The organism is Streptomyces sp. NPDC107517 (genome assembly GCF_055582645.1).
On record NZ_JBVJPM010000013.1, the window covers coordinates 212,397 to 231,597 of the forward strand.

General features: G+C 71.6%; 15 protein-coding genes. 4 read left to right on the plus strand and 11 right to left on the minus strand.

Features of this window, described 5'->3' with window-relative positions; genetic code table 11:
- Positions 1-121: 121 nt before the first annotated feature.
- The gene (locus ACZ67T_RS28200) at positions 122-1,918 is read left to right on the plus strand and encodes an acyl-CoA dehydrogenase (RefSeq protein ID WP_469987783.1); all 1,797 of its coding nucleotides are present in this window, start codon (positions 122-124) and stop codon (positions 1,916-1,918) included.
- Here the strand turns inward: ACZ67T_RS28200 and ACZ67T_RS28205 are convergent.
- From ACZ67T_RS28205 to ACZ67T_RS28235, 7 genes are all read right to left on the minus strand, one after another.
- Positions 1,860-2,543 (minus strand): DUF6629 family protein, encoded by a 684-nt coding sequence (locus ACZ67T_RS28205; RefSeq protein ID WP_469987784.1) that lies wholly within the window; start codon positions 2,541-2,543, stop codon positions 1,860-1,862. The two genes, ACZ67T_RS28200 and ACZ67T_RS28205, sit on opposite strands and share 59 nt — an antisense overlap.
- Positions 2,544-2,659: 116 nt before the next feature.
- On the minus strand, positions 2,660-3,343 hold the full coding sequence (locus ACZ67T_RS28210; protein ID WP_469987785.1) for a GntR family transcriptional regulator: 684 nt from the start codon (positions 3,341-3,343) through the stop codon (positions 2,660-2,662).
- 92 nt (positions 3,344-3,435) lie between these two features.
- Positions 3,436-4,437: a proline racemase family protein gene (locus ACZ67T_RS28215; RefSeq protein ID WP_469987786.1), complete on the minus strand. Its 1,002-nt coding sequence runs from the start codon at positions 4,435-4,437 to the stop codon at positions 3,436-3,438.
- A 44-nt stretch (positions 4,438-4,481) separates the two neighbouring features.
- Positions 4,482-5,378 carry a dihydrodipicolinate synthase family protein gene (locus tag ACZ67T_RS28220; protein WP_469987787.1) on the minus strand — a complete coding sequence of 299 codons (897 nt, stop codon included), beginning with the start codon at positions 5,376-5,378 and terminating at the stop codon, positions 4,482-4,484.
- A gap of 101 nt (positions 5,379-5,479) precedes the next feature.
- Positions 5,480-6,904, minus strand: a complete 1,425-nt coding sequence (locus ACZ67T_RS28225; protein WP_469987788.1) for an FAD/NAD(P)-dependent oxidoreductase — start codon at positions 6,902-6,904, stop codon at positions 5,480-5,482.
- A complete protein-coding gene (locus ACZ67T_RS28230; RefSeq protein WP_469987789.1) occupies positions 6,901-7,233 on the minus strand; it encodes a (2Fe-2S)-binding protein in 333 nt (110 codons plus the stop codon). Before ACZ67T_RS28230 ends, ACZ67T_RS28225 begins: the two co-directional genes overlap by 4 nt.
- A complete protein-coding gene (locus ACZ67T_RS28235) occupies positions 7,230-8,396 on the minus strand; it encodes an NAD(P)/FAD-dependent oxidoreductase (protein ID WP_469987790.1) in 1,167 nt (388 codons plus the stop codon). The genes ACZ67T_RS28230 and ACZ67T_RS28235 overlap by 4 nt, the downstream gene beginning before the upstream one ends.
- A 266-nt stretch (positions 8,397-8,662) precedes the next feature.
- Between ACZ67T_RS28235 and ACZ67T_RS28240 the strand changes: the two genes are divergently transcribed.
- Positions 8,663-10,021, plus strand: coding sequence for an aminopeptidase P family protein (locus ACZ67T_RS28240; protein ID WP_469987860.1), 1,359 nt, complete (start codon positions 8,663-8,665; stop codon positions 10,019-10,021).
- Between the two features lie 74 nt (positions 10,022-10,095).
- On the opposite strand, the gene ACZ67T_RS28245 is transcribed toward ACZ67T_RS28240, so the two are convergent.
- The 3 genes from ACZ67T_RS28245 to ACZ67T_RS28255 form a co-directional block, all read right to left on the minus strand.
- Positions 10,096-11,541: a glyceraldehyde-3-phosphate dehydrogenase gene (locus ACZ67T_RS28245; protein WP_469987791.1), complete on the minus strand. Its 1,446-nt coding sequence runs from the start codon at positions 11,539-11,541 to the stop codon at positions 10,096-10,098.
- Between the two features lie 253 nt (positions 11,542-11,794).
- Complete coding sequence (locus ACZ67T_RS28250) at positions 11,795-13,264, minus strand: family 43 glycosylhydrolase (protein ID WP_469987861.1); 1,470 nt, start codon at positions 13,262-13,264, stop codon at positions 11,795-11,797.
- A gap of 184 nt (positions 13,265-13,448) precedes the next feature.
- Complete coding sequence (locus tag ACZ67T_RS28255) at positions 13,449-14,639, minus strand: CdaR family transcriptional regulator (RefSeq protein ID WP_469987792.1); 1,191 nt, start codon at positions 14,637-14,639, stop codon at positions 13,449-13,451.
- A gap of 177 nt (positions 14,640-14,816) precedes the next feature.
- Here ACZ67T_RS28255 and ACZ67T_RS28260 point away from each other — a divergent pair, with 177 nt between their 5' ends.
- A complete protein-coding gene (locus tag ACZ67T_RS28260; RefSeq protein ID WP_469987793.1) occupies positions 14,817-16,286 on the plus strand; it encodes an MFS transporter in 1,470 nt (489 codons plus the stop codon).
- Complete coding sequence (locus ACZ67T_RS28265) at positions 16,283-17,587, plus strand: NAD(P)/FAD-dependent oxidoreductase (RefSeq protein WP_469987794.1); 1,305 nt, start codon at positions 16,283-16,285, stop codon at positions 17,585-17,587. The genes ACZ67T_RS28260 and ACZ67T_RS28265 overlap by 4 nt, the downstream gene beginning before the upstream one ends.
- 47 nt (positions 17,588-17,634) lie before the next feature.
- On the opposite strand, the gene ACZ67T_RS28270 is transcribed toward ACZ67T_RS28265, so the two are convergent.
- On the minus strand, positions 17,635-19,176 hold the full coding sequence (locus ACZ67T_RS28270; protein WP_469987795.1) for a carboxylesterase/lipase family protein: 1,542 nt from the start codon (positions 19,174-19,176) through the stop codon (positions 17,635-17,637).
- Positions 19,177-19,201: the final 25 nt, after the last annotated feature.

Consider the following 19,201-nt stretch of genomic DNA (forward strand, 5'->3'; position numbering starts at 1 on the left):
CCGTCACTTGTCGGCCCGCACTGGCCGAAATAAGCAACTGCTTAGTACGCTGAGGGGGCGGTGCCCGCCGGCCCCGTGCTTCGGTACCGTCCGTCACCATCAGTGCGCCTGGAGTAAACGCATGGCATCCCTGCTGCTGTCCCGCCGCGATCTCGAGTTCCTGCTGTACGAATGGCTCGACGTCTGCGCGCTCACCTCCCGGGAGCGGTACGCGGACCACTCCCGCGAGACCTTCGACGCGGCGCTCGAGCTGAGCGAGCAGATCGCGACGCGGCACTTCGCCCCGCACAACAAGAAGAGCGACGCGCAGGAGCCCACCTTCGACGGGGAGCGGGTGCACATCATCCCCGAGGTGAAGGAGGCGCTCCGGGTGCTCGGCGAGTCGGGGCTCATCGCGGGTGCCATGGACTACGAGGTGGGCGGCGGGCAGCTGCCCTCGGTGGTCGCCGACGCGTGCTTCGCCTGGTTCCAGGCCGCGAACGTCGGCACGTCCGCGTACTCGTTCCTCACGGTGGGCAACGCCAACCTCATCCTCGCGCACGGCTCGAAGGAGCAGATCGACACCTTCGTACGCCCCATGGTGGAGGGCCGCTTCATGGGCACGATGTGCCTCTCGGAGCCGCAGGCCGGATCGTCGCTCGCCGATGTCCGTACGCGGGCCGAGCGGCAGGACGACGGGACGTACCGCCTCGCCGGGAACAAGATGTGGATCTCCGGCGGCGAGCACGAGCTGTCGGAGAACATCGTGCACCTCGTGCTCGCCAGGACCCCGGACGGGCCGGCCGGCGTGAAGGGCCTGTCGCTGTTCATCGTCCCCAAGGTCCTTGTGGGCGAGGACGGTTCACTGGGCGAGCGCAACGACGTGGTCCTTGCGGGCCTCAACCACAAGATGGGCTACCGGGGCACGACGAACACCCTTCTCAACTTCGGCGAGGGCGCCCACCGGCCGGGCGGCGCGGCGGGCGCCGTCGGGTACCTCGTCGGCGAGGAGAACCGCGGGCTCGCCTACATGTTCCACATGATGAACGAGGCCCGGATCGGCGTCGGCCTCGGCGCCACCGCCCTCGGCTACACCGGCTATCTGCACGCCCTCGACTACGCCCGCACGCGCCCGCAGGGCCGCCCCCTCGCGGGCAAGGACCCGGCCGCCCCGCAGGTCCCGATCGTCGCGCACGCCGACGTCCGCAGGATGCTCCTGGCCCAGAAGGCTTACGTGGAGGGCGCGTTGGCGCTCACCCTGTACTGCGGCCGGCTCCTCGACGAGCAGCACACCGGCGCCACGCCCGAGGCCCGCGCCGAGGCCCGGCTGCTGCTCGACGTGCTCACCCCGATCGCCAAGAGCTGGCCTTCGCAGTGGTGCCTGGAGGCCAACAGCCTCGCGATCCAGGTGCACGGGGGCTACGGCTACACGCGCGAGTACAACGTCGAGCAGTTCTACCGCGACAACCGGCTCAACCCCATTCACGAGGGCACGCACGGCATCCACGGTCTCGACCTGCTCGGCCGCAAGGTCGTCATGGACGGCGGAGCCGGGCTCCGCCTCCTCGTGGAGCGTGTCACCGCGACGACCGCCCGCGCGGCCGAAGCCGGCGCGGAGGCGGCCGGGTACGGCGTCCTGCTCGACACCGCCGTGCGCCGTGCCGTCTCCGTGACCCAGCGCGTGTGGTCGACGGGCGACCCGGAGACCGCCCTGGCCAACGCGAGCGTGTACCTCGAAGCCGTCGGGCACGTCGTCGTCGCCTGGATATGGCTGGAGCAGCTGCTCGCGGCGGCGCCGGGCACGGAGGCCGTCCACGAGGGCAAGCGCGGCGCGTGCCGCTACTTCTTCCGGCACGAACTGCCCAAGACCGAGGCGCAGTTCAGCCTGCTCGAGTCTCTGGACCGGACGGCTGTCGACCTTCCGGAGGACGCCTTCTGACCGGCCGATCGGTGCTCCGGCCCGTCCACCGGAGGAGGGATACGGAGCAGACGGCAGCGAACGCGCACCACGTCGAGACGAACTCCCACCGCCACAGCGCGACACACACCGCCGCGCCCGCCGCGACCAGCACACCGAGCAGCACGAGGCCGCGCTCGGCGGACAGGAGCAGCGAGCCGACCGTGGCCAGGAGGTACCCGGCGACCAGGAGCCCGGGGTGCGGCAGGCCGAGGGCGTACCCCACGGTGTGACCGCGGATCTCGGCCGTGACCGTGCGGGTCGCGAGCGCGTACGCGAGTCCCGCCGCGGTCACGGCCCCGGCCGCGAGCGGGATCAGCAGCAGCCCGCGGGCGCGCCGGGGCGCCGCGCACACCACCCCGGCGGGCACCCACAGCGCCAGGACCGGGAGGGCGATCACGGCCCAGGCGACGGTGGCGGGACCCGTCCCGCCACCGGACCGCCACAGGACGGACTCGACGATCTGATGGGCGCCGAGCAGCAGCGGCAGCGCGGCCATCGGCAGGTCACGGGGCCGTCGCGCGCGGACCGTCCGGGCGACGCAGGCGGCTCCCACGGCGGCGATCGCGCTGCCCGCCACGAGGTCGGCCGTCGCGCTCCAGCACATGCCGCATCACCACGGTTCCGGGTCGTGTGCGCCGACGCCCGTCGCCGTCCGCAGTGCGGCCACGCTACGACGCCACGGGCCGCCGCCCGCCGCGCCGACACAGGAGCGGCGGCGGCTCACCTCGCCCAGAGTCCGCGTACGTGCCCGAGGTGGCGGGTCATGACGGCGCGCACGGCGTCCTCGTCACGGGCCACGAGGGCGTCGAGGATCTCCAGGTGCTCCTCGGCCGACGCCTCCAGCCGGCCCGCCTCGACCAGCGCGTTCAGCCCGTAGAGCCGGGAGCGTTTGCGCAGGTCGCCGACCACCTCGACCAGGTGCTCGTTGCCGGAGAGGGCGAGCAGCCCCAGATGGAACCGGATGTCCGCCTCGACGTACGCGATGAGGTCGCCGGCCACCGCCGCGTCGACGATCTCCCGCGCGACCGGGCGCAGCGCCTCCATCGCCGCGAGGTCGGCGGTGGTGGCGAGTTCGGCCGTGGTCGGGATCTCGATCAGCGCGCGGATGTGCTTGTACTCGTCGAGCTGCTTCTCGGAGACGGCCGTGACCCGGAAGCCCTTGTTCGGCACCGCGTCGACGAGGCCCTCCTTCGCAAGGTCGAGCATGGCCTCGCGCACCGGCGTCGCGGACACCCCGAAGCGGACGGCGAGGGTCGGCGCCGAGTACACCTCGCCCGCCCGCAGCTCACCCGCGATCAGCGCGGCGCGCAGGGCGTCGGCGACCCGCTCGCGGTAGCTGCTGCGCGTCCCGCCGAGGCTGGGCAGGGAGGGAGCCGCGGACGGGGCGCTGCGCCGGTCGGCCATGGGGTGGTCCTCCTAGGTGACATGTCACGTTCCACAAGTATCCCGTGGCACGTGGAGTGCTGCGGGACAGGTCTGACGCTGCGGACCTGGTGCTACAGGACGAAGCCCGCGGGAAAGGGGTCGTCCGGATCGAGCAGGTACTGGGCCGTGCCGGTCACCCACGCGCGGCCGGTGAAGCTCGGCAGCACCGCCGGGGTCCCGGCCACCTCGGTGGTGCCGAGCAGCCGGCCGGTGAACTGGGTGCCGATGAACGACTCGTTCACGAACTCCGTGTGCAGCGGCAGTTCACCGCGCGCGTGCAGCTGGGCCATGCGCGCGCTCGTTCCCGTACCGCAGGGCGAGCGGTCGAACCAGCCGGGGTGGATCGCCATCGCGTGCCGGGAGTACCGGGCGGTCGACCCCGGCGCGTACAGATGGACGTGATGGCAGCCGCGGATGGACGGGTCCTCGGGGTGTACGGGCTCGTCCTTCGCGTTGATCGCGTCCATCAGCGCGAGGCCCGCCGCGAGGATGTCGTCCTTCCGCTCGCGCTCGAAGGGCAGGCCGAACCGGTCGAGGGGCAGGATCGCGTAGAAGTTGCCGCCGTAGGCCAGGTCGTATGTGATCGTGCGTCCGTCGGCGAGCGTGATCTCGTGGTCGATGGCCACGGAGAAGGACGGCACGTTCCGCAGGGTGACGGACTTCGCCGCGCCGTTCTCCACGGCGACCTCGGCGACGACGAGTCCGGCGGGGGTGTCGAGGCGGATGGTGGTGACCGGTTCGACGACCTCGACCATGCCCGTCTCCACGAGGACGGTGGCGACGCCGATCGTTCCGTGCCCGCACATCGGGAGGTAGCCGGAGACCTCGATGTAGATGACGCCGTAGTCGCAGTCGGGCCTGGTCGGCGGCTGGAGGATCGCGCCGCTCATCGCGGCGTGCCCGCGCGGCTCGTTCATCAGGAGCTGCTTGATGTCGTCGCGGTGCTCACGGAAGTACAGGCGGCGTTCGTTCATCGTGGCGCCGGGGACGGTACCGATGCCGCCGGTGATCACCCGTGTCGGCATGCCCTCGGTGTGCGAGTCGACCGCGTGCAGGACGAGTTTGCTGCGCATGGCGGAAACTGCTCCCTTGGAGTGGATGCGGTGGGGTCCGGGGGTCAGACGAGACCGGCGGCGACCGCCTGTTCGGTGGCGGCGCGCACCGCCTTCTCCTGGTCCGGCAGAAGGGGCATGCGCGGCGGGCGGCAAGGGCCTCCGTGGCGGCCGATGATGTCCATGGACAGCTTGATGGCCTCGACGAACTCGGGCCGCGAGTCCCAGCGCAGGAGCGGGTGGAGCTGCCGGTAGAGGGTGGTCGCGGTGGTGAGGTCGCCGGACACGGCGGCGCGGTACAGCTCGACGGACGCGGCGGGCAGCATGTTCGGATAGCCGGCGATCCAGCCCTTGGCACCGGCCAGGGCGAGTTCGAGCAGGACATCGTCGGCACCGATCAACAGGTCCAGTTCGGGGGCGAGTTCGGCGATGCGGTAGGCCCGTCGCACGTCTCCCGAGAACTCCTTGACCCCGCGGACGAACCCCTCGCGGTGCAGTGTCGCGAGCAGTTCCGGCACGAGGTCGACCTTGGTGTCGATGGGGTTGTTGTACGCGACGACGGGGAGGCCCGCCTCGGCGACCGCCTCGTAGTGGGCGAGGACGGAACGCTCGTCCGCGCGGTAGGCGTTGGGCGGGAGCAGCATCACGGAGGCGCACCCGGCGTCCCTGGCCTGCTCGGCCCAGCGGCGGGCCTCGGCGGAGCCGTAGGCGGCGACACCCGGCATCACGCGCTGCCCACCGATCGCGGCGACGGCCGTCTCGACGACCTTCGCCCGCTCCTCCGGTGTGAGCACCTGATACTCGCCGAGCGAGCCGTTGGGAACGACTCCGTCGCAGCCGTTCTCCACGAGCCAGGAACAATGCTCGGCGTATTTCCCGTAGTTGACGGAGAGGTCGTCGTTCAGCGGGAGCGGCGTGGCTACGAGAACGCCGTGCCAGGGACTGCGCTCGGACGTGGTCATGGGCGGTGTCTCCTCTGTTCCTGTGGCGTGTGACATTGCACTGATGGCTACGGTCTGATGGCTACGGGCTGATAGATCCGGCCGCCGGAAGGGCGTGCGGCTCACTCATCGGACAGGTCCTCCCCCGCGCGGGCGAGCACTCCCAGCGGGACGGGTCGCGCGAACGGCCTTCTGGACGGCAGCGGTTCGCATCCCGCGAGCCCGGCGACGGCGGGTCCGCACATGCGGCCCTGACACCAGCCCATACCGGCCCGGGTCAGCAGTTTCACGGTGCGCGCGTCCGTGGCCCCGAGCTCGCCGACCGCCTCACGGATCGCGGAGGCCGGCACCTCCTCGCAGCGGCACACGACGGTGTCGTCGGTGACCTGCTCGGCCCAGTGCGCACGCGGTGCGAAGACGGCGTCGAGGGAGGCGATGAACTTCCTCGTCCTCGTCCGGGATTTGGCGGCGGCCGCCCACGTACGCGGATCGGGTTCGCGGCCCGCGAGCCGTGCAGCGGCGGAGCACCCCGCGGTGTGCCCCTCGGCCAGCGAGAGAGCGGCGCCGCCGACGCCGGTGGCCTCGCCCGCGGCCCACACTCCGTGGACGTCCGTGCGTTGCTCTTCGTCCACGGCCACGGCCGGCCCTTCGAGACGGCAGCCGAGCGTCTCGGCGAGGTCGGTGTGCGGCAGCAGGCCGTGGCCGACGGCGAGGGTGTCGCAGGGGATGACCTGCCCGGAGCCGGCCGCCACTCGCCCGTCACGGTCGAGCGCGGCGACGGTGACGGCTTCGAGCGCGCCGTCGCCGTGCGCTTCCACGACAGCGTGCCGGGCCTTCAGCCTCACGCGCCGACGCATCAGTCGGGCTGCGTACCCGGCTCCTTCGACGAGCTTGTCCGGGTGGGCGGAAAGCGTCCTCGCGTGCCGGGCGGCGTCCTTCACCCCGGCGGACTCGACCAGTGCGGCGACCTCCGCACCTGCCGCGGCCAGTCCGGCGGCGACCGGCAGCAGCAGCGGTCCCGTGCCCGCGACGACGGCCGTACGGCCCTGGAGCACGAGTCCGCCCTTGAGCATGGCCTGCGCGCCGCCCGCGGTGATCACGCCCGGCAGGGTCCAGCCCGGGAAGGGCAGCACCTTCTCGTAGGCGCCGGTCGCCAGGACGACGGCGTCGGCACGCACCACGGACGGCTCTTCCTGGGCCGGGCCGTGCAGCGCGTGGACGAGGAAGCCGGATGCTTCGTCCAGCCGTTCCACGCACCACACATGATGATCCGTCAGGTGTGTGATGCGGCCGGTCGCGATCTGTGCGGCCAGGCCGTCCCGCAGCCGCTCCCAGGTCCGCCACTGATGGTGCAGCGCCTGCGGGCGACGGGCGCCGAGTTCCTCGGCGGGCTGGCGGTAGAACTGGCCTCCCGCCTGTGCGCCCGCGTCGATCAGGGTCACGCGGCTCCCGCGGACGGCCGCGGCGAGCGCGGCGGCGAGCCCCGCGGGTCCGGCACCGATCACGGCGAGCGTGTCCGCCGTGCTCTGAGATGCGCCACGCTTCATGGCCCTTCCCCCTCCGTCGCGTCGCCGTGCCCGGTGCCGTGCTGCGTGCGGATGTCGTCGCCGGGTTCTGCCCGTACGAGGCAGGCCCGTTGGTTGGGGCGGCCATTGACGGTCACGAGGCAGTCGAAGCAGACGCCGATGCCGCAGAAGACTCCCCGTGGCTCGCCGGCGCCGCGCGTGGTGCGCCAGGCGGTGACGCCCGCCGACCACAGCGCCGCGGCGACGGTCTGCCCGGGAAGCACCGCGATCCGCGCCCCGTCGAAGGTGGCGGTGTGCGCGGGTCCGGGCTCGGCCCTGACGAGATCCAGTGGTGTGCGCTTGCTGTTCACGAGGCCTCCTCGGGGAACCGGTCCGGGCGGAAGGGCGCGAGGGCCGGATCCGCCCTTCCGCCACCGAGCGCTCCGGCGATCAAGTGCCCGGTACCCGTGGCGAGTCCGATGCCGGCGCCCTCGTGCCCGCAGGCGTGGAAGAGACCGGGCACGCGTGCGTCCGGTCCGATCGCCGGCAGATGATCCGGCATGTACGGGCGGAACCCCAGGTAGGACCGCATCACGCGGACGTTCTCCAGGAAGGGGAACAGCCGTGCCGCGCCCGCCGCGAGCGACCGTACGACGGGCAGCGAGAACGTGCGGTCGAAGCCGACGCGTTCGCGGCTCGCGCCGATCAGCACAGGACCGGCCGCGGTGCCCTCGACGACCGGTGAGGTCTGCAGTGCGGCGGAGTCGCTCGCGACGTCGGCCACGTAGTCGGCGGCGTACACCTTGTGCCGGACCACACGCGGCAGCGGCTCGGTGACCAGGACGAAGCCGCGCCGCGGCAGCACGGGCAGCCGGACCCCGGCGAGTGCGGCCAATTCGCCGCCCCACGTGCCCGCCGCGTTCACGACGGCGGGGGCGTGGATCTCGCCGCGGCCGGTACGTACGCCTCGTACGGAACCGTCCGCCGCCCGGAGCACCGCGCTGACGGGCGCGCCGGTCAGTAGCCGCGCCCCCGCCGAGCGCGCAAGGCGTACGAGGTGCGCGGCCGCCAGCGTGGGCATCACCTGGGCGTCCTGCGGATAGTGGACGCCTCCCGGCATTCCCGGGGCGAGTTTCGGTTCGAGTGCGTACAGCTCGTCGGCCGTGACGGCGCGCGCGTCGACACCGGAGTCGCGCTGCTGCGCGGCCAACTTCTCCAGCGCCGCCAGGCCTTCGGCGGACGACGCCACGACCACGCCGCCCTTGGCCTCGAACTCGACGGCCCCGGCCACGCCCGGTTCGGCGGCGAGTTCGGACCACAACCGGGCGGAGAGCAGGGCGAGTTCGAGTTCGGGGCCGGGTTCCTTGTCGGAGACGAGCAGGTTCCCCTCGCCCGCACCGGTGGTCCCTCCGGCCACGGGGCCGCGGTCCACCAGGACGACGGAATGCCCTGCCCGCGCCGCGTAGAGGGCGCAGGCCGCGCCCACCATTCCGGCGCCGACCACTACAACATCGCAGGTCAGCCGCGTAGTCACGGCTGTACTATGTCACATGTTCCTAAGCGGGCCAAGGGCTACTAGGCTGACGGGCAGCTCAGCCGAAACCACTGCGGAACCCACCGGAAGCAGCTGGATCACACCGGAACACAGCAGAAGGGTGCATCGTGTCCTCCTCCGAGCCCAGGCCACAGCCCGCGACTCAGGCGACGTCACAGCCCACGACTCAGCCCGAGGCCCAACCCCGGCCCAAGGGACGCAAGAACGGCCTCTACGCGGGCCTCTCCGACGAGCTCTCCGCCCTGATGAGGACGGGCTGGGCCGACACCGAGCAGCGCGACCTGCGGCCCGACGAGCAGGCGCCGCACGCCGCGCGTCGCCGCACCGCCCTGTCCGCGCGATTCCCGGGCGAGCGGCTGGTGATCCCCTCCGGCAAGCTCAAGATCCGCTCGAACGACAGCCATTACCCCTTCCGCCCCTACTCGGCGTATGTGCATCTCACGGGAGATCAGGCGCGCGACAGCGCCGTCGTGTTCGAGCCGCGCGCCGAAGGCGGACACGACATCCACCTCTATCTGCTCCCCCGCGACAGCCGGGACACCGACGAGTTCTGGACCGGTATGACGTCCGAGCTGTGGATGGGCCGCCGCCGCAGCCTCGCCGAGTCGGAACTGGTCCTCGGCCTGCCCTGCCGCGACATCCGCGACGCCGCCGCCGAGCTTGCGGCAGCGCCCGGGGCGCCGACCCGCATCGTCCGCGGCCACGACCCGGCACTCGAGGCCGCCGTGACGACGGACGCCGAGCGCGACGCCGGGCTGGAGGAGGCCCTGTCCGAACTGCGCCTGGTCAAGGACGCGTGGGAGATCGGCGAGCTGCGCAAGGCCGTCGACTCCACGGTGCGCGGATTCACCGATGTCGTACGGGAGTTGGCGACGGCGATCGCGACCTCGGAGCGCTGGATCGAGGGCACCTTCTTCCGCCGCGCCCGCCTGGAGGGCAACGCCGTCGGCTACGGCTCGATCTGCGCGGCCGGCGAGCACGCCACGATCATGCACTGGGAGCAGAACGACGGCCCGGTGCGGCCCGGCGAACTCCTGCTCCTCGACGCGGGCGTGGAGACCCACACGCTGTACACCGCCGACGTGACCCGCACGCTCCCGATCAGCGGCACGTTCACGCCGCTCCAGCGCAAGATCTACGACGCGGTGTACGAGGCCCAGGAGGCGGGCATCGCGGCCGTGAAGCCGGGGGCGGCCTACCGCGACTTCCACGACGCGGCCCAGCGCTGCATGGCGGGCAAGCTCGTCGAGTGGGGCCTGCTGGAGGGCGACCCGGAGCGGGTCTTCGAGCTCGGTCTGCAGCGGCGCTTCACCATGGCGGGCACGGGCCACATGCTCGGCCTCGACGTCCACGACTGCGCCGTCGCGCGCACGGAGTCGTATGTGGGCGGCCCGCTGGAGCCCGGCATGGTGCTGACGGTCGAACCCGGCCTGTACTTCCAGCCGGACGACCTGACGGTGCCGGAGGAGTACCGCGGCATCGGCGTGCGGATCGAGGACGACATCCTGGTGACGGCCGACGGCACGGAGAACCTGTCGGCGGGCCTGCCGCGGTCGGCGGACGAGGTCGAAGCGTGGATGCGCACGCTCACGGGCGACCGGTAGACGTCACGCCCTTGCGAGAACAGCCCCAGGGGGCCCGGCCGTCGGAACGGCCGGGCCCCCTGGGGTTTCAAGGCTTAAGCAGTCGGGACCGGGTACGTCGGGTACTCGACCCCGGAGACGTGCTGGACGACGCGGATGACCTGGCACGAGTAGCCGAACTCGTTGTCGTACCACAGGTAGAGGATCGCGTTGTCGCCGTCGACCTTCGTGGCACCGGCGTCCACGATGGAGGCGTGGCGCGAGCCGACGAAGTCCATGGAGACCGCGTCGGGGGCCGTGGTGAAGTCGATCTGGCGCTTGAGCGGCGAGTTCAGCGAGACGTCGCGGAGGTGGTCGAGGACTTCCTCGCGGGTGGTCTCGCGGCCCAGGCGCAGGCTGAGGATCGCGATCGAGACGTCCGGGACGGGGACGCGGATCGAGCTGCCGGTGATCGGCGCCTTCAGGTCGGGCAGCGCCTTGGCGACGGCGGAGGCGGCGCCGGTCTCGGTGATGACCATGTTGAGCGGCGCGGAGCGGCCGCGGCGGTCGGCCTTGTGGTAGTTGTCCAGCAGGTTCTGGTCGTTGGTGAACGAGTGGACGGTCTCCACGTGACCGCGCAGCACACCGTACTCGTCGTCCATCGCCTTCAGCGGCGGGACGATCGCGTTGGTGGTGCAGGACGCGCAGGACAGGATCTGCTCGTCCGGCTTGATCATGTCGTGGTTGACGCCGTGCACGATGTTCGGGACGTCGCCCTTGCCCGGAGCGGTCAGGACGACCTTCTCGACGCCGGGGCGGAGGTGCTTCGAAAGCCCCTCGCGGTCACGCCACTTGCCGGTGTTGTCGATCAGGATGGCGTCGTTGATGCCGTACGCCGTGTAGTCGACCTCGGACGGGTCGTTGGCGTAGATCACCTTGATCTCGTTGCCGTTGGCGACGATCGTGCTGTTCGCCTCGTCGACCGTGATCGTGCCGTTGAACTGGCCGTGGATGGAGTCGCGGCGCAGCAGCGAGGCGCGCTTGACGAGGTCCTGCTCGCCACCGCCTCGGACGACGATGGCGCGCAAGCGCAGACCGTTGCCGGAGCCGGCCTTCTCGATGAGCAGGCGGGCGACGAGGCGGCCGATGCGGCCGAAGCCGTAGAGGACGACGTCACGCGCCTGGCGGCACTCGATCTTGTTCTCACCCGTGGCGCCGGAGACGGCCTCGGCGGTGAACTCCTCGACCGAGAGACCGCGGTCGTCGGCCCGGTGCGCCTCGGCGAGCAGGCCGATGTCGATCTGCGACGGACCGAGGTCGAGCGCGGCGAGCGCCTGCAGGAACGGCATCGTCTCGGTGACCGACAGTTCCTCGCCGGCGATCTGGCGGGCGAACCGGTGGGTCTTGAGGATGCTCACCACCGACTTGTTCACCAAGGAGCGGCTGTGGAGCAGGACGGTGACGTCCCGCTCCCTGTGCATCTTCCCGATGATCGGGATCATCGACTCCGCGATCTCCTCGCGGTTCTTCCAGTTGGTGAACGAGTCGTCTTTGACAGTCACAGGTTTATCTTTCGAGCTAGGCGGCGCTCATATGCTAACCCGCCCCTGTTTTGATCGTTCAGACGGTCCCCCGAGCGGGAGCGGGCCCCACCAGGGGAGCGCGCCCACCACGCCCCACCGGCGCCGCTCAGCCGCCCGGGAGTCCGCATAATCGGACGGTTTCACCCCTTTTATCGCCCCTCATGCCGACCCTGATGTGCGCCGGGTATGCGATCGGCCCCACCCCGCTTCCGCGACGGGCAGCGCAGCCGCATCAGTCGACGAAGACCTCCGCCCGGTCGACGCTCACGAACGACGCGGAGGACTGCGCGTTGTGCTGACCCGCAACCCTCACGCGCAGGGTGTGCTGTCCGGGCGGGAGCTTCGGGCTCAGGTACTGGACCGTTTCCCCGGTGCGGATGGCGCCGTAGAAGTCGACGCGCTGTTCCGGCCCGCCGTCGACACTCAGATCCGCGTACCCGTTTCCCACGTCGCGTACCGACAGCAGGGCGATGCGGGTGCCGGTGAAGGTGAAGGTGGCCGAGGCGTCGGTCCGGTCGCTCCAGTGGTCGTCGCCCCAGAAGCACTGGGCCGCACAGCCGGTGCCCGAGTTCCAGGTGCCGCCGTAGGTGACGGTCCCCGGCCCGTCGGAGCGCCCGTCGTCGTTGATCCAGTAGTTGCCGGCCCCGGGGTCCCCCGACGGCAGGTCCTGCGTGGCCCCCATGGCGAGCGGCCGGCCGAAGTCCGGACTGCCGTCCGCCTTCCAGCCGAACTTCTGGGCACGCGTGGTGCGGTTGCCGTAGGTGAGGGCACTCGTCGTCTTGGCGTGGTAGACGATCCAGTCCTCACTGCCGTCGGGCGACTTGAAGAAGGCGTGGTGGCCCGGCCCGAAGACTCCGTGGTCGTCGGCGCGGGAGAACACCGCACCCTGGGCTTGCGTCCAGTTGCCCGGCACCAGCGGATCGGCCGTGTCCGGAAGCGACATCATCCAGAGCTGGTAGTCCGGCTTGCCGGTGTCGCACGTCGAGTACGTCATCCACGTACGGCCGTTGCGGTTCAGGAACTCGGGTCCCTCACGGACCTCCGGACAGCCCCCCGCGCCGTCGATGGCCACCGCGTCGCCCGAGATCGTGTACGGGTTGGACAGCGGTGCGATGTTGAGGCCGTTGTGCTGGTACTGGTTGATGCCGCTGTACGCGAGGTAGAGCCGTCCGTTGTGCTGCAGGATGCCCGCGTCGATGGCGAAGTCGTTCGCGTGGTTGGGCGGCGCGAGCTTGCCCTTGAAGTGGTAGGGGCCCGCCGGATCGTCCCGGTCCGACTCCAGGACGTAGAGGCGGTGGTGGTCGTCCACGCCGTCGTCAGCGGTGTAGTACATGTACCAGCGGTCACCGAACCGGTAGAACTCCGGAGCCCAGATGTCACGATTGCGCGAGCTGTCCGTGTCGGTCCACACCGTGACCGGCTCGGCCGTCAGAAGAGTACTCAGGGACGGGGAGCGCCACATCCTGATGCTGTCGCCCTGCATGGTCGTGAGGTAGTAGTTGCCGTTCCAGTACGTCATGTACGGATCGGGGCCGCTGTTCAGCGGATTGCGGAACCCGCCCGAAGCGGCGGCGGCAACCGCGCTTGGCGCGCCGGGCGACGGATCGGCCGACGCCGGAAGGACACCGCCGACGAGTGCGAGGAGCGCACCCAACGCCACGACGGCCCGGCGGATGGCGCGGAAAGTGCTCGGCAGGGACATGGGCAGCCCTTCGAAGGCGGCTCCCCGGAGGGAGACCGGCACGGGAGCGCGAGGTCATTACATCGATGTAAACCTGTGGCGTCACCGTAGGGACGGCTGCGACGGCTGTCAATCACCCGGCAGTTCAAGGGACTTGGGACTTCGGGCCATCTCCCGGCCGGGCGCGGCCCGGGGGCCGATCGCCTCAGTCCGACTGCGGCGACGGCTCCGTCCGGCAGGCCAGGTACAGAGCTATGCCCTCGGCGGGTTCGCGGACCGGGCGGCCGGAGAGCCGGGTGATCTTGTCCAGGCGGTAGAGCAGCGTGTTGCGGTGGATGTGCAGCAGCCGCGCCGCCCCCACCAGGCTGAACCCTCCCTCCGCCCAGGCGATGAGGGTCTCGCGCAGCTGTGGCCAGTCCGGCGCTTCGGGCAGCGCCCCCAGCACGGCGTCCCGGAAGCGGCTTCGGGCCTGTGGCGGCACGGAGGCGAGCAGCTGAGGGACGCGGACCTCATGGGCGGCGAAGACACTGCGGGACGCGTCGAGCCGCGGCCCGAGACGGAGGGCCGCGGCGGCGTCCTGGTATGCGGCGTGCAGGGCGGCCGGGCCGGTGGCCGGCTGCGCGTGGCCGATCGTCGGATGCGCGCCGGCGCGTTCGGCGAGCAGGGCGCACAACTGGGCGCAGCGTTCCAGGAAGCGTCCGTCGGGGTCGTGATGGAGGACGAAGACGTGGCCGGAGTCGAGGTGCCCGAAGAGGTCCTGCCGGTGACCGAAGACCGAGCCGGCGGCGCGGAGCACGGCCGCCGGTGAGACGTCGGGCGCCTCGGCCCCGCCCGCGGCGGCACGGGTGCCCAGGAGCAGCGCGCGGCGGGGCAGTGCGGGGCTGAAACCGAGTTCGGCCATCCGGGAGGACAGCGTGGCGGCGTCCACGAGATCGGGGTCGTAATAGGCGATGCCGCGCAGGAGGTCGTGGACGGCGCCCGCGTGCAGCATGCGGCTGCGAGTGGCGGCGGCTTCCTGGAGCAGGATCTCGGTCTGCCTCTGGACCACCAGGCCGAACTGGCGTACTCGGGCGGGTGCCCCGGTCAGGCCGACCGTACCGACCGCCTCGTCCCCGAGGAGCAGCGGAAGGCTGACGCCCGGGCGCACCCCGCTCAGCGGGCGCGCCTGGGCGGCGGTGTGCGCGGTGGGCCGCAGGGTGCGCAGCACCTCGAGCGAGGCTTCGTGCACCGCGCCCAGGCGCGCCGGGTCGCCGCTGCCGATGACCACGGCGTCCGCGTCGGTGATCAGCACATTGAAGCCGACGATGCGGCTGATGTCCTGGGCGATCTCGTGGGCGAGCTTCGGGGTCAGCACGGCCGAGGCGGCAACAGGCAGGGGGAGGCTGTCGGACTTCATCGTGCGGATCGTACAAGAGCGGCCTGCCGGTGCCTTGTCCGTCCTGGTCGATCCGCACGATGACCAGCGGGAGGGCCGTGACTACCTTCGTCTCCAGCGTTCGGCGCCGCCGACCGTCCCCGAACTCCTCCACCGCTGTCCTTCCTCCCGTCACCCTCTGTCTGCCAGGAGCTGCACATGGCCGCTTCACCCGGTTCCCCGGGCGCCGTCGCCGCACCGTCCCCGGGCGGCGCCTCCCCGAACAGTTCCCGCACGAGCTCGCGTGCCGGCCGGCTCATCACGCTGTACGCCGGCGGCGGTGAGTTCTGCGACGGCTACATCCTCAGCATCATCGGTGTCGCGCTCCCCCTGGTGACCTCGGCCTTCCAACTGGGTCCCGGCGGCGCGGGCTTGATCGGCTCCGCCTCTCTGGTCGGCATGTTCGCCGGCGGCCTCGCCTTCGGGTACGTCACCGACCGGATCGGCCGGCGCAAGGTCTACCTCGCCGCGATCGCCGCGTTCATCGTGCTGTCGGCGCTGCAGTACGGCGCGGACGCGGCCTGGCAGCTGGTGGTGCTGCGGTTCCTGATGGGCGTCGCGATCGGCGCGGACTTCGCGATCGCGGGCACGATCGCCGCGGAGTTCGCTCCGGAACGCTCCCGAGGACCGTTGATGGTCGTCCTCGTCACGATGTGGTCGGCGGGCGCCGCGGTGGCCTACGCCGTCGGCTGGCTGATGCTGCGCACCGGTCTCGACGACTGGCGTCTGCTGCTCGCGAGCAGCGCCGTGCCGGCGACGGTGGTTCTCCTGTTGAGGCTGCGTACACCGGAGTCCCCCCAGTGGCTGTTGAGCCGGGGCCGCGTCGAGGAGGCGCGGGCCGTGCTGCGCAGGATGGGCAGCGACGTCGGCGCCGCCGTGGCGCCGGTCCGGCCCGCCGTCACCCCGCGCTACAGCGACATCTTCCGCAACGGCTACGGACGGCGCACGCTGTTCGTCTGCCTCTTCTGGTGCTGCCAGCTGCTGCCGATCTACGCGATCACGACGTACGAACCGACCATCCTGGCGTCCTTCGGGCTCGGCGAGGGTACGGACTCCTACCTCGGAGCCGTCGCCGTGCAGCTGTTCTTCGTGCTGGGCTCGCTCTCCGGCATGCTGATGGTCAACCGGGGCCGGCGCGCCCTGCTGCTCTGGAGCTTCGGAGCCTCCGTCCTGCCGCTGACCGGCCTCGCCGCGGTGGCCGACCCGCCCGTCTGGCTGGTGGTGCTCCTGTTCGCCCTGTTCGGCGTAACGGCCTTCGCCAGCCAGTGTCTTCAGGCGCTGTACCCCTCCGAGCTGTTCCCCACCGAGGTGCGGGCCACCGCCAACGGTTTCGCCGCCGGTGTCAGCCGGATCGGCGCGGCGATCGGGACCTTCGGCGCACCGGTGCTCCTCGGCCACAGCACGCGCCTTGCCATGCTCGTCGGCGCGGGAATCGCAGCGGCCGGCTGGCTCGCCACGCTGCTGCTCGCTCCGGAGACCCGCGGCCTGTCGCTGGACGAAGCGGCCGCCTCGGGCGAGCCCACCTCGTCGCCCGGCCCGGCCCGCTCCCTCTCCACCCCCACGCCGGCCGGCGCCTCCGCCTCCTCCGTCCCCTCCACCCGTCCCACCGAAGTCACGGATCTCGCATGAACACCCTCCCCTCCCCCGCCCCGCAGTCCGTGATCGTCATAGGTGCGGGCGTCATCGGACTCGCCTGTGCCCACTACCTGCGAGAGGCCGGCCTGGATGTCACGGTCCTCGAACGCGACCGGGTGGGCAGCGGCTCCTCTCGCGGCAACGCCGGCGAGATCTGCCCCGACCTCGTGGAGCCGCTGCCCGCGCCCGGCGTGATCACGAAGGCCCTGCGCGGCATCCACCGCCCCGACAGCGCCCTGCACGTCCACCCCCGCCCCAACACCGAACTGGTCCGCTTCCTCACCGGCTTCGCCCGGCGGGCGAACCGCCGCGACCACCAGCACGGTGCGCAGGCTCTCGCCGGGTTCGCCAAGGACACCTTCGCGCTGTTCGAGGAGCTCGAGCAGCTCGGTGCGGACGGGGCGGCGCGCAAGGACGGCTATCTGTTCGCGTTCCCGTCGCACGAGGACGCGGGCCGTGCGCACGCCTCGTTCGCCGCGCTGGGTGCGCCGCTGTCGGCGGACGGTGTGCTGGACCGTGCCGGTATGGCCACGACGGAGCCGGCGCTCTCGGACACCGCCCGGGCGGGATTCGTCGTCGAGGACCAGTGGTCGGTCGACCCGTCCAGGTTCGTCGACGGCCTGACCACCCGGCTCCGGGACAACGGCGTACACATCGTGGAGGGCGCCCGGGTCACCTCGGTCGACGAGGCGGAGGGCGGGGTGCAGGTGCGGACCTCGGCCGGCACGTACAGCGCGGACCGTGCCGTGGTGGCCGCCGGCGTGTGGTCGCAGACGCTGCTGCGGGGCCTCGGTGTCGACCCCGGCTTGTTCCCCGGCAAGGGCTACAGCTTCTCGGTGCGCTCCAAGCAGCCGCTGCGCCGGCTCGTCCACCTGGGAACGGCACACGTGGTGCTCACCCCGCTGGACGAGACCGGCGAACGGATCCGGGTGGCCGGCACGATGGAGTTCGAGGCCGACGCCGACCGCTACCGCGAGGCCCGGGTCCGGGCCATCGTCGCGGCCGCCCGCCCCTATCTCGAGGACGCCGACTGGGCGGACCGCGAGGAGGAGTGGGTGGGAGCCCGGCCGCTGACGCGTGACGGACTGCCCTTGATCGGTACGGTCCCCGGCACCTCGCGGATCGTCGCGGCGGGCGGTCACAACATGCTCGGCCTGATGCTCGCCCCCGTCACCGGGCGCGCCGTCGCCGGTCTGGTGACCGGTGACCGCGCGGCGGCCGAGGCAACCCGCCCGTTCGCCCTGGAGCGGCTGGCCCGACGGCCTCGTACGAGGCGCCCGGCGCAACGGGCCTGACAGGGCACCGGCCGGCCACCGCTCCCCCCGATCGCTTGATTCACCCCCTACTTCAGCCGGGCGTCGTCGGGCAACGGTGCGGGGGCGGTGAGCAGAGCGCGTACGTCGGCGTAGCCGTCGCCCGTGTCGGAGGACGGGGTGTCGAAGACCCTGGTGACCGGGGCGCTGGAGGTCCAGGGCGTCCATCCGGGGCTGCCGTTGCGGATGAACGCGACCGCCGCGCCGTGGATATCTGCGGCAAGGGCTTCGGGCGGCTCGGCACCGGCTACGGCGGCGACCCCTTCGGCGTCGAGGCAGTCGAAGTGGAACGGCACGTCGAGGCAGTGCGTGGCCAGACCGAGGACGGGAGAGCGCCAGGCGAAGCGGTACAGCCAGGTCGGAGCGGCGGCGCGAGCCCGGGCGACCCGGAGTACCGCGCTGCGGAAGACGTGGTCCGTGACGTACTGGCCGACGACGTCGGCCGTGTCGAGGCCGGAGTGATCGGCTGCGTACGCGGCGGCGACGTTCTCGTCCACGCCGCACGCGGTGAGGACCCGGGCCGGCACCGCCGTGGCCAGTCGGTCCCGCATGGAGTGCAGTGCCATCGTGAACTCGTGGTCGGTGGCCCCGAGTACGAGTTCCTTGCCCGCTCCCACGCCCGCGGCGAGAGCGTCCGGAGTGGGCCGTGGGATCAAGTCGCCATCGACCACGGGGGCGAAGGGCAGGCTCTTGGCGACCAGGCTGGTGATTCCGGCCAGAGCGTCATCCGGCTGCGCGCCGCTCACGGTGTCGGCGTCCGCATCGGGGTCCGCCGCCAGGGAGGACGCCTGCTTCTGCAGATCGAGGATCCGTTCCTCGCTCAGCCGGCCCCAGCCGGTTCGCGTCGGTTGCACGCCGCCCAGCTCGGCCAGCCCGCGCCCCAGACGTTCCGCCTCGGTCATCGACACCTGCGAAACCGGGCCGGACAGACAGTGCACGCGGTGGAACAGGTCCTGCGCGCGCGGCATGCCCAGCAGGGTCAGCACGGCGGCACCGCCCGCCGACTGACCGGCGAGGGTGACCCGGCCGGGGTCCCCTCCGAAGCCGCGGATGTTGTCCCGCACCCATTCAAGGGCCAGCAACCAGTCACGGACGGCGCGGTTGTGCGGTGCGTCGGAGATCCAACCGAAGCCGTCGAAGCCGAGCCGGTAGCCGATCGAGACGACGACCACCCCGTCGCGGTTGAAGGCCGCGCCGTCGTACCAAGGGCTCGCCTGGGCCCCGGCGAGGAAGCCACCCCCGTGGATCCACACCATCACCGGCAGGCCGGCGTCCAAAGAGGGGTCCGGTGTGAACACGTTGAGATTGAGCGTCCCGTCGCCCGGAATGCTCGGCTCAGGGATGAAGGTGACCTCGGCCAGGGGGCGGCGCTGCGCGGTGGGTCCGTAGGCGGTGGCGTCCAGGACGCCGGACCAGGGCTCGGGAGGAACGGGCGCGGCGAACCGGAGTTCGCCGACGGGGGGCTGGGCGTAGGGGATGCCGAGGAATCGGACGCCGGTGTCGCGACGCTCACCGCGCACGGGGCCGTGGGCGGTGCGGACGACGGGCTGCTCCGCGGGGTGGACAGTCACTGGTTGCTCCTCGTTCACTCATGTT

Coding starts and splice junctions, on each gene's coding strand:
- ACZ67T_RS28200 (WP_469987783.1), top strand. CDS start 122: ATGGCATCCCTGCTGCTGTCCCGCCGCGATCTCGAGTTCCTGCTGTAC.
- ACZ67T_RS28205 (WP_469987784.1), bottom strand. CDS start 2,543: ATGTGCTGGAGCGCGACGGCCGACCTCGTGGCGGGCAGCGCGATCGCC.
- ACZ67T_RS28210 (WP_469987785.1), bottom strand. CDS start 3,343: ATGGCCGACCGGCGCAGCGCCCCGTCCGCGGCTCCCTCCCTGCCCAGC.
- ACZ67T_RS28215 (WP_469987786.1), bottom strand. CDS start 4,437: ATGCGCAGCAAACTCGTCCTGCACGCGGTCGACTCGCACACCGAGGGC.
- ACZ67T_RS28220 (WP_469987787.1), bottom strand. CDS start 5,378: ATGACCACGTCCGAGCGCAGTCCCTGGCACGGCGTTCTCGTAGCCACG.
- ACZ67T_RS28225 (WP_469987788.1), bottom strand. CDS start 6,904: ATGAAGCGTGGCGCATCTCAGAGCACGGCGGACACGCTCGCCGTGATC.
- ACZ67T_RS28240 (WP_469987860.1), top strand. CDS start 8,663: ATGAGGACGGGCTGGGCCGACACCGAGCAGCGCGACCTGCGGCCCGAC.
- ACZ67T_RS28250 (WP_469987861.1), bottom strand. CDS start 13,264: ATGTCCCTGCCGAGCACTTTCCGCGCCATCCGCCGGGCCGTCGTGGCG.
- ACZ67T_RS28255 (WP_469987792.1), bottom strand. CDS start 14,639: ATGAAGTCCGACAGCCTCCCCCTGCCTGTTGCCGCCTCGGCCGTGCTG.
- ACZ67T_RS28260 (WP_469987793.1), top strand. CDS start 14,817: ATGGCCGCTTCACCCGGTTCCCCGGGCGCCGTCGCCGCACCGTCCCCG.
- ACZ67T_RS28265 (WP_469987794.1), top strand. CDS start 16,283: ATGAACACCCTCCCCTCCCCCGCCCCGCAGTCCGTGATCGTCATAGGT.